The organism is Vibrio sp. OPT20 (assembly GCF_963889365.1).
Taxonomy (GTDB): domain Bacteria; phylum Pseudomonadota; class Gammaproteobacteria; order Enterobacterales; family Vibrionaceae; genus Vibrio; species Vibrio splendidus.
On sequence record NZ_CAWPOA010000033.1, the window covers coordinates 37662 to 54229 of the forward strand.

A 16568-nucleotide genomic window follows, 5' to 3' on the forward strand; every position below is an offset into this window, starting at 1 on the left:
ACCAAATCGAACAAATTTAACTCATCTATGATTTAAGTGAAACCTAGAGAATACGGGAGGGAAACACCCTTCATATACGGGCTTAAAACCAATTTCTCAAATAATAACAAATTAAAACACAGATCACACTTAGCCTTGCACAAGAGGCATCCATTAAATGTTACTTACAAAAACATGACATAGATCTCACCAAATCAAAATATAGAGTAAAAACACTAAATAACAACTCATAACCATTAATTATCAACAAGTTAATGAAATTGAAAATGCAAAAATCAAAACCATACCAAATTCATCTGGTCTGAACAGATCATAGTGGCCTCTCGGAGCATTGTATCAATAAGTCACCTCGGGTAGCCTGCTCAACCATTAAACAAATTCACACGTTTTCTTTGCGGATACCGACTTTTCATTTAGTCAGACTTTGAACAGGATTTTAATGGACATCGCCTCAACATTTGAATGCCACCGTCGCGCATGAAACACCTCCCCTACTCTCGTAAGTCAACGCACTTCGAAAGCCTAATTTCTATCTGGTTGCCGCCACTCAGCAACCTGAATTTTCAGCTGCGCTTCCCTAAATCTGTTTCAGATTTTCTTTCTTTAATTTTAAAAGCGCAGCCTCAAAACACGACATCACTTTCTGTGATTTCTAGTGGAGACTCATAATGAGCCAACCCGAGACAAATACACCGGAATCAGTCGACGATACTCGACTGAATAAACGCCTTAAAGATATGCCTGTCGCTATCGTTGGTATGGCGAGCATGTTTGCAAACTCCCGCTACCTGAATAAATTTTGGGACCTTATCAGCGAAAAAATCGATGCGATTACTGAAGTACCCGATACGCACTGGCGTCCAGAAGATTACTACGACTCAGATCGTACTACGCCAGACAAGTCTTACTGTAAGCGCGGTGGTTTCATCCCAGAAGTGGACTTCAACCCTATGGAGTTCGGTCTTCCGCCAAATATCCTAGAACTGACTGATACGTCGCAGCTGCTTTCTCTGATCGTTGCAAAAGAAGTACTTGAAGATGCCAAGCTGCCTGAAGGCTACGATCGCGATAAGATCGGTATCACGCTCGGTGTTGGTGGTGGTCAGAAGATCGCTCAAAGCCTGAATGCTCGTCTGCAATACCCTGTTTTGAAAAAAGTCTTCAAGAGCAGTGGCATCAACGACGAAGACAGCGAAATGCTGATCAAAAAGTTCCAAGACCAATACATCCACTGGGAAGAGAACTCATTCCCTGGTTCATTGGGTAACGTAATTTCAGGTCGTATTGCTAACCGCTTTGACCTTGGTGGCATCAACTGTGTAGTAGATGCTGCGTGTGCGGGCTCTCTAGCCGCAATGCGTATGGCTCTTAGTGAGCTGGTTGAAGGCCGCAGTGAAATGATGATCACAGGTGGTGTGTGTACTGATAACTCGCCAACCATGTACATGAGCTTCTCTAAAACACCTGCATTTACCACCAATGAAACCATTCAACCTTTCGACATCGACTCAAAAGGGATGATGATTGGTGAAGGCATCGGTATGGTTGCTCTGAAGCGTCTTGAAGATGCAGAGCGCGACGGCGACAGAATCTACTCAGTGATTAAAGGTGTCGGTTCTTCTTCGGATGGTAAATTCAAGAGTATTTACGCACCTCGCCCTGAAGGACAAGCGAAAGCACTGAAACGTGCTTACGATGATGCGGGTTTTGCACCGCACACGCTTGGCCTATTAGAAGCGCACGGTACAGGTACTGCAGCGGGTGATGTGGCCGAATTCGGTGGTCTAAATTCGGTATTTAGTGAGAACAACGAAGAGAAGCAACACATTGCGTTAGGCTCTGTGAAATCTCAAATTGGTCACACTAAATCAACCGCGGGTACTGCAGGTTTAATCAAAGCTGCATTAGCACTACACCACAAAGTACTGCCGCCAACGATCAACGTATCAGCTCCGAATCCTAAGTTGGATATCGAGAACTCACCGTTCTACCTCAACACACAAACGCGTCCTTGGATGAAACGTGTCGACGGCACACCACGCCGTGCAGGTATCAGCTCATTCGGTTTTGGTGGCACTAACTTCCACGTGGTATTGGAAGAGTACACACCAGAGCACACTCGCGGTGACAAATACCGTCAGCGCCAAGTACCGCAAACTCTGTTATTCAGCGCAGAATCTCGTCAAGCACTGATCAATGAGCTCAAGCAGGTTTCAACTCAAGCTGCAGACGCTGCGTTCAAACTGGAAACGCTTGCTGAGCAACATGGTCTACGTGAAGTTAACGCTAAGCATGCTCGTCTTGGTTTAGTCGTGATTGACCAAGCAGACCTTCAAGCGCAACTGACTCAAGCGGTTTCTATGCTTGAGAGCCAAACCAAAGCACATTGGCAGATGCCAAACGGCACTAGCTACCGTGAGTCGGCACTGATTGCTGAAAGCGGCGTAGGTAAAGTGGCAGCGCTATTTGCAGGTCAAGGTTCGCAATACCTAAACATGGGTCGCGAGCTTGCGTGTCACTACCCTGAGATGCGTCAACAGCTTGCTCAAGCGGATCAAGTATTTGGTCAGCACAAGAAAACGGCTCTGTCGCAAATTCTGTTCCCAATTCCAACCTTCACACCAGAAGCAACCAAAGCTCAAGAAGCGGTGCTAACCAACACGGCCAACGCGCAAAGTGCGATTGGTACTGTGTCTATGGGTCAGTTCGACATCATGACTCAAGCTGGCTTCAAAGCCGACATGGTGGCTGGCCACAGCTTTGGTGAGTTAAGTGCACTATGTGCATCGGGTGTTATCTCGCAAGACGATTACTACCAGCTAGCTTTCGCTCGTGGCGATGCGATGGCGGCGACACCTGAACAAGGTGACAGCGGTACTATGTTTGCGGTCATCCTAGACGCAGACAAACTTCCAGCCGTTGAAAGCTGCATCAGCCAATTCGAAGGCGTGAGCATTGCCAACTACAACGCTCCGACTCAATTGGTTATTGCAGGTCCAACTGCGACGGTTCAACAAGCAGCACAAGCGCTAACTGAACAAGGCTTCAAAACAATTGCTCTGCCAGTGTCTGGTGCTTTCCACACACCGCTTGTTGCTCACGCTCAAAAACCATTTGCTTCTGCAATTGATAAAGCTTCATTCAGCGCTCCAACGCTGCCACTTTATTCAAACGCAACAGGCAAACTGCATAGCAAAGACGCGAAAGCGATCAAGAAAGCGTTCAAGCAACACATGCTGCAATCGGTTCGTTTCAGCGAGCAAATTGAAGCGATGTATGAAGCTGGTGCGCGTGTATTCGTTGAGTTCGGTCCGAAGAACATTCTTCAAAAGCTGGTTGAAAAAACATTGGCTGATAAGAACGAAGAACTTTATGCAATCAGCATCAACCCAAGCCCTAAAGGCGACAGTGACCAACAACTTCGCTTAACTGCAGTTCAACTGTGCGTGGCTGGTGTTTCATTAGACAACATTGACCCTTACCAAGCTGACATTGCTGAACCAGCAAAGGCATCACCAATGAACATCAAGCTGAATGCAACCAACTACATCAGCCCTGCTACTCGTAAGAAAATGGATCAATCATTGGCTTCGGGCAACGTCACCGAAAAGACTGAGATTGTTGAAGTGAAAGTTGAAGTCGAGAAAATCGTGGAAAAAGAAGTGATTAAAACAGAAATCGTTGAAGTACCTGTGGCTGCTCCTCAAGCTTCAAATGTACAACAGTCAGTTGCTCCAGCACCAAGTGCACAAGTAGCAATAGCTGCTCCACAATCACAAGTGGTTCAGACTGCCCCAGCAGCTCAAGTAACGGTTGATGAGTCTTCACTGCAATCGTTCTTCAATGCTCAACAACAAGCAGCAGAAGTACATCAGCAGTTCCTTGCGATTCCTCAACAATACGGTGACACGTTCAATACCCTACTGTCTGAGCAAGCGAAAATGGCAACAGCAGGCGTAACAATTCCAGAGAACCTGCAACGTTCTATGGAAATGTTCCACCAGCACCAAGCTGAAACGCTAAAAGCTCACGCTCATTACCTAGAGATGCAAGCACACAGCAACAACTCAGCACTTAATATGCTGACGCAAGGTTCAGTACAAACGACACAACCAACCTTCGTTGCGCCAGTAAATGCTCAGCCAGTAATTCAAGCTACACCAACAGCTATCGTTCAACAGCCTGTAGCTCAAGTACAAGCGACTACTGTACAAGCCGCGCCAGTTCAAGCCCAGTCTGTTCAAGTTACGCCAGTACAGAAAGCAGCTCCTGCACCACAAGTAGCGGCTCAAGCGGCAGCGCCTGTTGCAGCTCAGCCTGTGCCAGTTAAAGCACAACCAGCTCCTGTGGCTGCACCAGTAGCAGTACAATCAGCCGATGCTGAAAAAGTGATGCTAGAAGTGGTCGCTGAGAAAACGGGTTACCCAACGGAAATGCTTGATCTAGAAATGGACATGGAAGCAGACCTTGGTATCGACTCAATCAAGCGCGTAGAGATCCTTGGTACCGTTCAAGACGAAATGCCAAACCTACCTGAGCTGAACCCTGAAGATTTAGCTGAGTGTCGTACTCTTGGCGAAATCGTTACTTACATGAACAGCAAGATGCCAGCATCAGCGCCTGTTGCAGCACAGCCAAGCGCAACTGCTCCTGTTCAAGCCGCTAACGGTCTTGATGCGAAAGTCGTTCAACAAACCATGCTAGAAGTGGTTGCTGAGAAAACAGGTTACCCAACGGAAATGCTTGATCTAGAAATGGATATGGAAGCAGACCTTGGTATCGATTCAATCAAGCGTGTTGAGATTCTTGGTACGGTTCAAGATGAACTGCCTACTCTTCCAGAGCTAAACCCTGAAGACTTAGCTGAGTGTCGAACTCTTGGCGAAATCGTTGCTTACATGAACAGCAAGCTTCCGGCTTCTGCTCCTGTAGTCGCTCAAACTGCAGCAACTTCAGTTCAAGCAGCTAGCGGTTTAGATGCAGCTGTCGTTCAGAAAACCATGTTAGAAGTGGTAGCAGAGAAGACGGGCTACCCGACTGAAATGCTAGACCTAGCAATGGACATGGAAGCTGACCTTGGTATCGACTCAATCAAGCGTGTTGAAATTCTAGGTACGGTTCAAGACGAACTACCGACTCTTCCAGAGCTAAACCCTGAAGACTTAGCTGAATGTCGCACTCTAGGCGAAATCGTCGACTACATGAACAGTAAGCTTCCGGCTTCTACTCCTGTAGCAGCTCAAGTATCTGCACCAGCGCAAGCAGTATCAAACGGTTTAAACGCAGAACAAGTTCAAAGCACAATGCTGAGCGTAGTGGCTGATAAAACGGGCTACCCAACAGAAATGCTAGACCTAGCAATGGATATGGAAGCTGACCTTGGCATCGACTCAATCAAACGTGTTGAGATCCTTGGTACAGTTCAAGACCAGCTACCAACATTGCCAGAGCTAAATCCTGAAGATTTGGCTGAGTGTCGTACACTGGGCGAAATCGTTGATTACATGAACAGCAAGCTAGGCGCTAATGAAGCTCCTAACGCAGCACCTGCTCCAGAAGCAGCTACAGCCGCTGCAGAAAGCACGAGCAACGACCTAAACCCTGCTCACGTTCAATCAACAATGATGGAAGTGGTTGCCGACAAAACAGGTTACCCAGCAGAAATGCTCGACCTAGCAATGGACATGGAAGCAGACCTTGGTATCGATTCGATTAAACGCGTTGAGATCTTGGGTACAGTTCAAGACCAGCTACCAACGCTGCCAGAACTAAACCCTGAAGACCTAGCTGAGTGTCGTACGCTTGGTGAAATCGTTACTTACATGCAAAGCAAGCTATCCGCTGCTGCACCCGTAGCGACTCCAAAAGCTGAATCAGTAACGCCTATCGCAGAAACAGCGACAGCGGAACTTCCACCACATAATGAGGTAGCGCTAAAAAAGCTACCAGCGGCAGATAAACTCGTCGATTGTTTCTCAAAAGACGCTTGTGTCGTGATCACAGATGATGGTCACAACGCAGGTGTTCTAGCAGAAAAGTTGACCGCTAACGGCATTCAAGTTGCTGTAGTGCGTAGTGCCCTTTCTGCCGCGTCACCTTTAAACAGTGAAATCGCAAGCTACACACTCAACAGCGTCGATGATGCTGGTGTCACTGCGGTTATTAACGACATCGAAGCAGACCTTAAAACGTCGAACAAAGTGATTGCTGGCTTCATTCACCTACAAGCTATCGTTGATGCAAAACAAAGCAACGAGCAAGCGGTTAACTTGAATGCAGACTCAAGAGCTTCACTGACAACAGTGTTCTTATTCGCCAAGCACCTAAATGGTCAGCTGAATACCGTTTCTGGTCGCAGCGTGTTCTTCACACTAAGCCGTATCGATGGTGGCTTTGGTTACCTAGATACTAAGCAATTAGCGAACGCAGAACTTAACCAAGCAGCACTGTCTGGTCTAACTAAGACACTGAGCCATGAATGGTCAAACGTGTTCTGCCGTGCATTGGATGCTGACGCTTCTATTGATGCTCGTCACCTAGCTGAAGCTATCACAGGCGAACTGTTCGATATCGATACCAACACGGTTGAAATCGGCCTTAGCCATGCAGAAAACGGTGAATCTGGTCGTGCAACATTGATTGCTGCAACACCAGGTGCTGCACAAACCAAAAACACAGGCGCTCAACTCACCAAGAGCGACAAAGTTCTCGTAACTGGTGGCGCTAAAGGCGTGACGTTTGAATGTGCACTGACGCTTGCTAAGCAATGTAAGTCTCACTTCATTCTTGCAGGTCGTAGTAAGCATATTACTTCAGCTGAGATACCTCAGTGGGCACAAGGCAAGCAAGAGAAAGAGCTAAAACCAGCGGCTATCGCTCACCTACAAGCAACAGGTGACAAACCAACGCCGAAGAAAGTTGATGCCTTGCTAAAACCTGTATTGAGCAGCCTTGAAATCAATGCAGCACTTGCCGCTTTCAACGAGATTGGCGCGAGCGCTGAATACCTAAGTCTAGATGTGTCGAACCATGAATCTGTAGCGAAAACACTGGCGAATTTCGACGACATCACGGGTCTTATCCACGGTGCAGGTGTACTGGCTGACAAACACATTCAAGATAAAACACTTGATGAACTGAACATGGTTTACGGCACGAAAGTGGGCGGGCTAGAAGCGGTTCTTGGTGGTCTTGATAGCACAAAGCTAAAACTGATTGCGATGTTCTCTTCGGCGGCGGGTTTCTACGGAAACACTGGCCAAAGTGATTACTCGATGTCTAACGAGATCCTAAACAAAGCGGCTCTACAACTGTCTGCGCGTAACCCTCAAGCGAAAGTGATGAGCTTCAACTGGGGACCGTGGGACGGTGGCATGGTCAACGCAGCACTGAAACGTATGTTCACAGAGCGTGGTGTGTACGTAATTCCTCTTCAAGCGGGTGCAGAGCTATTTAGTTCTCAACTACTGAACGAAACTGGCATTCAACTGCTGGTTGGTACGAGCATGCAAGGTGCTGACAACAAGGAAGCTGCTGTAAAAAAGCTTAATGCGGAGTCTGTGCATCTTGCAAAGAGTCCGCTGAATACAAGCATCACTGTGACACGTCATCTTGATCCAAAGGCATTGCCTTTCATTCAAGATCACTGCATTGCCGGTAACCCAGTGTTACCGACAGTGTGTGCCATCCAATGGATGCGCGAAGTGGCAGAGCAACTGTTAGGGGTGAACGTTAGCGTTCACAACTACAAACTGCTTAAGGGTGTGATTTTTGATACTGATGAAGTGCAAGAGCTAACGCTTGTCTTGTCTTCAGACGCTAAATCAAAAGATCAGCTAAAAGCAGTAATCAGTTGCCAAGGGCGACCACAGTATCAAGCTCAGTTGCAAGTTGCCTCTGTGCAAGTGTCTGAAGATGTTCAACAAGCGTCAGTAAAACGCTTTGAGGCCAACACTTCAGCGCCTGTAACAACGGCACAAGCTCTATACAGTGACGGTACTCTGTTTCATGGACCAAGATTGCAAGGTATTACCTCAGTCGAACGCTTTGACGACTTAGGTTTATTGGCTCAATGCCAGTTGCCTCAGATTGAAAACAGCGACTGCGGAGCATTTATTCCTAAGCAAGGCTTTGGCGATAGCCAACCATTTGCTGAAGATTATCTGTTGCAAGCCATGCTGGTATGGGCTCGATTGAAATACGGCGCGGCAAGCCTACCGTCTGCAATCGGTGAGTTTGTTTGTTACGCACCGATGCACAATGGTGACCAAGGTTGGCTAGAGCTGAGCGTGATAAAAAGCACGGCTCGTTCACTGCAGGCTGATATCTCGCTTTACCACCAAGATGGTCGTTTAAGTGCGGTAATGAAAGGTGCCAAAGTCACCATCAGCAAGAGCTTAAACGACGCATTTTTGCCGAAGTCTAGCTCTGCAGTATCAAAGAAAGAGGTGACTAAGAACGCAGAAAAGGAGCAATTGTCATAGTGACTGTTCCTTCTAATAAAGCGATGCCATTGCGCATCGCTCTTTTAGCTCAGCCAGCAAACGCGGCTGAGCTTTCTGCCGACTTATCACCTTCGCTTCCAGAGATAGTTACTGTTGTGGTTGATGGCAATTTTAATCAAGCACTTAGCCGTGCGATTGAGACTGTAAATCAAGGCACTGCTGTTAAACTCTGTTTGGATTCTCACTCACCATCATTGTTGATGTTGAGTGCGCTGAATGCTGCTCAGAATAAGATCCACCCACACGCGAATTTAGCGGGCTTTGCCGAAACTCTCGATCTAGATAATGGAGATAGCGTTCAGCTTGCTCTAGAGATGTCACGCCGCCCCGCTTCAGATATAAGCCATCAACAACAATACTCAACCCTATCTGCTTCGCAGCAGTTTAATGAGTTGTTGAATATAGTTGAGGCGATATCGAGCCGTTCATTGTCGAGCTATTCATTACCCAGCCATTCATTACCGAGCCATTCATTACCGAGCCATTATTGGTTCACTGAGCCGAACAAAGCACGTGTTGCTGCGTTAACTTTCAGTGACGATAGCCAAAAAGCCACCAGCCTGATCTTGACTCAAGCGACCGGTTTGCAAGAACCAAAACCATTGCTATCCAGCGAGCGTTTGATGTTTGTGGTTTCAGGCAACGAACAAGCCGAATTGGTTTCTCAATTAACCTCGTTAAGAGAAGATCTTAAATGCGTTAACGAATCGGCATACCGTGAACTTGCTATCGCTACCTTAATGCATTCAAACCTGGGGCATTTCCAAAGCGTTCAGCACAATGCTGACCTTGGTGCGAACATCGTGATTCAAGCCGCTTCAATTGAGGCTGCAATACAAGAGAGCACTGCGCTAGAAAATGCGTTGCCAAAAGTAATGGCTGACAATAGCCAATACAAAACCCCAGCGGGTAGTTGTTTCTCACCGATGCCTCAAAGCAAAGGTGGCGTTGCATTTGTTTACCCTGGTGTTGGCACGGTTTATCCCGGTATGTTGCGCGAATTTCACCACCATTTCCCACAGTTATTTGCTCGTTTAGAGCGCGAAGGTAACTTGAAAGAGATGTTGCAGGCTGAAAAAACCTACGCTGAAGAGGCGCAAGAAATGTCACTCAGTGAATTGGCCATTGCAGGTGTCGGCAGTAGTTATTTACTAACGCAGCTCTTGTGTGATGAATTCAAAGTGCAGCCAGATTTCGCTTTGGGTTACTCCAAGGGTGAAGCCTCCATGTGGGCCAGCTTAAATGTTTGGAAAAATCCGCATGCGCTGATTGAGATGACTCAAACCAGTCCTATCTTCACCACGGCTATTTCTGGCGAACTCACCGCAGTACGTCAAGATTGGCAGCTGAACGGCGACGAAAGCATCCAATGGAATAGCTTTGTGGTTCGAAGTGATGCACAAGCGATTGAGGCTCTGTTACCAGAATTCCCACGCGCTTATCTCGCTATCATCCAAGGTGATACTTGCGTGCTAGCAGGTTGTGAAAGCACATGTCGTGCACTACTCAAGAAACTGGGTAAACGTGGTATTGCCGCTAACCGTGTTACTGCGATGCACACCACACCAGCGCTGAGTCAGCATAGCCAAGTGCGTGAGTTTTACACGCAACCACTGTTCGACGAATTGCCAAAGCATATCCGCTTTATCAGCGCAGCAGGTCTACCGACTGGCGCACCAATCGATATCGACAGCGACAGCATCGCCCTTTCGATTGCCGACACCTTCTGTTCAACGTTAGATTTCACCGCGTTGATCCAGAGTGCGCGTCAACAAGGTGCGCGTCTGTTTGTCGAAGTAGGTGCAGATCGTCAAACCAGCACATTGATCGACAAGATCAATCGTAGCGACGACGTAGCCGACCAGTACTGCACAATCGCTTCCAATGCCAAAGGCGGTGACGATGTTGTCACGCTCATCAAGTGTATTGGCCAGCTCATTACTCATCAAATTCCACTGTCTGTCGAGCCACTTATTCAAGGGCTAGAACAACAGATCACCGCCGCTAAGCAATTACGTGGTGTGTCTCAAGGCAGCGCAGTGAACCATCAAGGAGAGCTAGTATGAGTTCTCAATCGAAGCCATCTCAATATCAAGCTCAAGCTCAAGCTCAAACTAAGAATAAGCAGCAAGTGAAGTGCAATAAAATCGCGATTGTCGGTATTGCTAACCAATACCCAGAAGCGGATACGCCAAAAGATTTTTGGCAAAACTTGCTGAATAAAAAAGATTCTCGAACCACATTAAGCGCTGAAAAGTTAGGAGCTAAACCTGAAAGCTATCAGGGCGTGCAAGGCGAATCAGACCGCTTTTACTGTGACAAAGGCGGCTACATCGAAAACTTCAATTTCGATAGCAATGGCTACCGCTTAACAGCAGAATCGTTCAACGGTGTAGATCAAAGCTTCCTATGGGCTTTGGATACCAGTCGTAAGGCTTTAACCGACGCAGGTATTGATCTGAATGCCGATGTTTTAGAACGCACAGGCGTGATCATGGGTGCCCTTTCGTTCCCAACCACACGTTCAAACGACTTGTTTCTGCCGATGTATCACTCGGTGGTCGAAAAAGCACTGCAAGCTAAATTGGCTAATGACCAGTTTTCACTGTTACCAACCAATGATACCGCGCAAGATCTCAATCCTATCAATGGTGCAGCGGCACACAACGCCTCTAAGTTAGTGGCTGATGCGCTAGGTTTAGGCAACGTGCAACTTAGCCTAGATGCGGCATGTGCAAGCTCAGTGTATTCATTGAAGTTAGCGTGTGATTACTTGAACACAGGCAAAGCCGACATGATGTTGGCAGGCGCGGTATCAGGTGCTGACCCATTCTTTATCAACATGGGTTTTTCCATCTTCCACGCTTACCCTGACCACGGTGTTTCGGTTCCGTTTGATAGCAACAGTAAAGGTCTGTTTGCTGGCGAAGGTGCCGGTGTTTTAGTCCTAAAACGCTTAGCTGATGCAGAACGTGATGGCGACAATATCTATGCAGTTGTCAGCGGTATTGGCTTGTCGAACGATGGCCGTGGCCAGTTCGTATTAAGCCCAAACAGCAAAGGACAAGTACAAGCCTTTGAACGCGCTTACGAGGCTTCAAACCTAACACCAGACAGCATTGAAGTGATTGAGTGTCACGCAACCGGCACGCCATTAGGTGACAAGGTTGAGTTAACCTCAATGGAGCGTTTCTTTGCTGACAAATTGAATGGTTCTAACCCGCCATTGATTGGCTCTGCGAAGTCAAACCTCGGCCACTTACTGACTGCTGCGGGTATGCCGGGGATTATGAAGATGATCTTTGCGATGAAAGAAGGCGTGCTTCCTCCAAGTATTAATTTGGACAAGCCACTATCGTCGCCTGAAGGTTTATTTGGCCCACAGACTCTGCCAACGCAGGTTCAACCTTGGCCAAGTAAAGCGGGTAACTCAGAGCGCTGCGCGGGTGTTTCTGTATTTGGTTTCGGTGGTTGTAACGCTCACTTACTGCTTGAAGCGTATTCAGACACCAGTCATGTAAACCAGATTCCAGAATCAGTATCTCCAAGCCTACAACCGTCTAATTTAAGCATTACTGGTCTAGCGTCTCACTTCGGCTCTCTGCAAAGCATCAATGCGCTGAGCACTGCGATTGAAACCAACAACGATGCTTTCATTGCCTTGCCTAAGAAACGTTGGAAAGGCTTAGACCAACATCCAGAACTACTGAATCAGTTTGGTTTACACGGTATTCCAAATGGCGCGTACATCGATCAATTCGATCTCGATTTCCTACGCTTTAAAGTGCCGCCTAATGAAGATGACCGTTTGATCTCTCAGCAGTTGTTACTGATGAAAGTTGCAGACGAAGCCATCAAAGATGCCGAGCTTGTAGCAGGCCAAAAAGTTGCAGTACTCGTTGCGATGGAAACAGAGCTTGAGATGCACCAATTCCGTGGACGCGTAAACCTGCATAGCCAATTGGCTGACAGCTTTGCCAACATGGGTATCGAACTAACTCAAGACGAATACCAAGCGCTAGAAACCATCGCGATGGACAGTGTGATGGACGCAGCCAAGCTGAACCAATACACCAGTTTCATCGGCAACATCATGGCTTCGCGTATCTCTTCATTGTGGGACTTTAACGGCCCTGCCTTTACGATTTCAGCCGCTGAACAATCAGTTGCTCGTTGTATCGATGTCGCGCAAAACCTAATGTCGCAAGAATCCATGGACGCAGTCGTGATTGCAGCCGTTGACCTTAGTGGCAGTGCGGAACATGTGATTCTGAAGAACAGCATGAGCCCAGTGTCACTTGCTCCAAAATTCGGACAACCGCAAGACGGCAGTTGGAATGTGGGCGAAGGCGCAGGTGCGATTGTTCTTGTTGAAGAGAGTCGAGTAGCGAGCAACCAAGAGACAGCTTACGGCAGTATCAACGCCTTAGCCTTTGGTTCAAGCGAGCGTAACAACGCCGTTGCTGATGAGTTACTGACTCAAGTCGGTATGAGCTCGAACGATGTTTCTCTGCTTGAGCTTAACCATGCACCAGAGTCTTCGTCATATCAGTCTTCGTCTCTAAGTTTAGCGAGCACAAAGACGACTCAAGCGAGTCAACGTGTGGGTCACTGCTCTGCAGCTTCTGGGATGGCAAGCCTGTTACACGGTCTGCTCAACCTGAACCATGAGCCACTGAATCCAAATGTCAGCTCTAAAAACGCGATTGTTGCCAACATCAGCGAAGGCCAATGTTCACAGCTGTTACTAACTCAATCGAGTGTTGAATCTCAATCACTTTCCGTTCGTTTAAGCAGTGAACTGGCGAGTGATGCTAAGCGTCAATTGGTTAAGCAAGTCACTCTCGGTGGTCGCGATATCTATCAACATATTGCCCAAACCCCAGTGACCAACTTAGCAACGATTCAACAGAAAGCTTCTGGTAAACAAGCAGCAAGAGTGGCGTCGGTTGCAACGACAGCAAACATTCAAGCAGCACTTGCGCAAAAAGAGTTAGAGAAGAAAGCATTAGCGCAGAACGCGGTAGAGCCAGTCATCGAAACTCCTACATCAGTATCCCCTACTCTGGCGCCAACTCGCCACAGTCAGCTAACAGGTAACCACAGCAATATGACTCATGTCCTATCCGCTAAAAATGGCGCGTCTCAAATCGACGCTAATACGGATGCAGCATTACAGCCGTCTGTAACACCACACAACCAAGCTTTTGCTCAAAACCAACAAGCAGCGCAGCAAGTACACAAAGCATTCCTGCACACTCGTGCCCAAGGCATGCAAATGGCTGATGCACTATTGAAAGCACAGTTAAACGCAGTGACATCTGGTTTAGATAGCAATGCCCTTATTCAACAAACGAATGGTCAACAAACGCCAGCTCAGCCTGTTCAAGCTCAACCGGCGCCTGTTCAGTCAACACCAGTCAACGCACTTGCGACACCAGCTCCAGTAAAGCCTATCCGTAAACCATGTATCTGGGATTACGATGATCTGGTTGAATACGCTGAAGGTGATATTGCGAATGTATTTGGTCCTGATTACGCGATCATCGATAGCTACTCGCGCCGCGTTCGTTTGCCAACCACTGACTACCTATTGGTATCTCGTGTCACTAAGCTCAACGCGACCGTTAACGAGTACAAGCCAAGTACCATGACTACAGAATACGACATCCCAGTTGATGCTCCGTATCTTGTTGATGGTCAGATCCCTTGGGCTGTTGCAGTTGAATCTGGTCAGTGTGACTTAATGCTGATCAGCTACTTAGGCATTGATTTTGAAAACAAAGGCGAGCGTGTTTATCGCCTGCTTGATTGTACGCTGACCTTCCTTGGCGACTTGCCTCGTGGTGGCGATACACTGCGTTACGATATCTCAATCAACAGCTTTGCTCGCAATGGCGATACATTACTGTTCTTCTTCTCGTACGAGTGTTTCGTTGGCGACAAGATGATCCTGAAAATGGATAACGGCTGTGCGGGCTTCTTCACTGATGAAGAGCTAGCAGATGGCAAAGGTGTGATTCACACTGAAGATGAAATCAAGGCGCGTAAGCTGGCGACTAAGCAACGCTTCGACCCTATGTTGCACTGCCCTAAAACTCAGTTTAACCACCAAGAACTGCGCCACCTGCTGACTGCAAACATCGCAGAGTGTTTTGGCCCAACTCACCAATCTAATCGCCACCAACCTTCTCTATGCTTCAGCTCAGAGAAGTTCATGATGATCGAAAAGGTTAGCCGTGTTGAACCACAAGGCGGCACATGGGGACTTGGTCTGATTGAAGGTCACAAGCAGCTAGAGCCTGAGCACTGGTACTTCCCTTGTCACTTCAAAGATGACTCGGTAATGGCTGGCTCTTTGATGGCAGAAGGTTGTGGTCAACTGCTTCAATTCTTCATGATGCACCTTGGCATGCACACGCTTGTTCAAAATGGTCGTTTCCAACCGCTTGAAAATGCCCCTCAACAAGTACGTTGTCGCGGTCAAGTTCTACCGCAATCGGCAGAATTGACTTACCGCATGGAAGTGACCGAGATTGGTCTAAGCCCTCGTCCATACGCGAAAGCCAACATCGATATTTTGCTGAACGGCAAAGTGATTGTTGATTTCCAAAACTTGGGTGTGATGATCAAAGAAGACGACGAATGTACTCGTTACCTACCTTCTTTAGAAACAGCTGTCGCGACCCCTGTTATCGAAAGCTTGGACCATAAAAGCTTGGGCCATACACCAGCAGTGAACCAACAGGCTTCAGCGAATGCACCATTGATGGCGCAAATTGAAGACCTAGCAACAGCGCCAAACAAAGGTGTGGTTCCTCTTCAACACGTTGAAGCGCCGGTAACGCCAGATTACCCGAACCGCACACCCGATACAGTTCCGTTCACGCCTTATCACATGTTCGAATTCGCAACCGGCGATATCGAGAAATGTTTCGGTCCTGATTTCTCTATCTACCGTGGCATGATCCCACCACGTACTCCGTGTGGCGACCTACAGCTAACTACTCGTGTTGTTGAGATCGACGGTAAGCGTGGCGACTTCAAGAAGCCTTCATCGTGTATCGCAGAGTACGAAGTGCCAGAAAATGCATGGTACTTTGATGAAAACAGCCACCAAACCCTAATGCCTTACTCGGTATTGATGGAGATTTCACTGCAGCCAAACGGCTTCATCTCAGGCTACATGGGTACAACACTGGGCTTCCCAGGTGAAGAACTGTTTTTCCGTAACCTAGACGGCAGCGGCAAAATGCTGCGTAACGTCGACTTACGTGGCAAAACGATCACCAACGATTCTCGTCTGCTTTCAACCGTAATGATGGGCACCAACATCGTACAGAGCTTCAGCTTCGAACTGAGTACTGACGGCGTGCCTTTCTACCAAGGTACAGCGGTATTTGGTTACTTCAAAGGCGCAGCACTGAAAGACCAACTGGGGTTAGACAACGGTAAAGTGACTCACCCTTGGCACGTTGATAACAACCGCACACCGGATGTAAACATCAACCTGCTAGACAAAACGACACGTTACTTCAATGCACCTATTTCTGCTACTGGTGAAGTGCAAGAGCACTACCAGCTGGCTGGCGGTCGTTTGAACTTTATCGATACTGTGCAGATCACCAGCGATGGTGGTAAAGATGGCCTTGGTTACCTATACGCTGAGCGTACGATTGACCCAAGCGATTGGTTCTTCCAGTTCCACTTCCATCAAGATCCGGTAATGCCAGGCTCTCTAGGTGTCGAAGCGATCATCGAGTTAATGCAAACCTATGCGCTAAACAAAGATCTTGGCGCTGGTTTCCGCAATCCGAAATTTGGTCAAATCCAATCGGAAGTGAAATGGAAATATCGTGGTCAGATTAACCCTCTGAACAAACAGATGTCTCTGGATGTACACATCACTGCGATTAAAGATGAAGACGGTAAACGCATCATCGTTGGTGACGCAAACCTAAGCAAAGATGGTCTGCGTATTTACGAAGTTAAAGACATCGCGATTTGTATCGAAGAAGCCCCTGGTATCAAGAAAGCATAAGCCGCCATTAGATACAGAGAATT

The 16568-nt window shown here is 47.6% G+C and carries 4 protein-coding genes; all 4 read left to right on the plus strand.

Features of this window, described 5'->3' with window-relative positions; all coding sequences use genetic code 11:
* The first annotated feature begins 477 nt into the window (after positions 1-477).
* From AACR09_RS24610 to AACR09_RS06585, 4 genes are read left to right on the plus strand one after another with little or no spacing between them, the layout of a single operon-like run.
* Positions 478-669, plus strand: coding sequence for a hypothetical protein (locus tag AACR09_RS24610; RefSeq protein WP_017076779.1), 192 nt, complete (start codon positions 478-480; stop codon positions 667-669).
* On the plus strand, positions 669-8483 hold the full coding sequence (locus AACR09_RS06575) for a type I polyketide synthase (RefSeq protein ID WP_193836233.1): 7815 nt from the start codon (positions 669-671) through the stop codon (positions 8481-8483). Before AACR09_RS24610 ends, AACR09_RS06575 begins: the two co-directional genes overlap by 1 nt.
* A complete protein-coding gene (locus tag AACR09_RS06580; RefSeq protein WP_193836234.1) occupies positions 8483-10570 on the plus strand; it encodes a PfaB family protein in 2088 nt (695 codons plus the stop codon). Before AACR09_RS06575 ends, AACR09_RS06580 begins: the two co-directional genes overlap by 1 nt.
* Positions 10567-16545, plus strand: coding sequence for a beta-ketoacyl synthase N-terminal-like domain-containing protein (locus AACR09_RS06585; protein ID WP_193836235.1), 5979 nt, complete (start codon positions 10567-10569; stop codon positions 16543-16545). Before AACR09_RS06580 ends, AACR09_RS06585 begins: the two co-directional genes overlap by 4 nt.
* Positions 16546-16568: the final 23 nt, after the last annotated feature.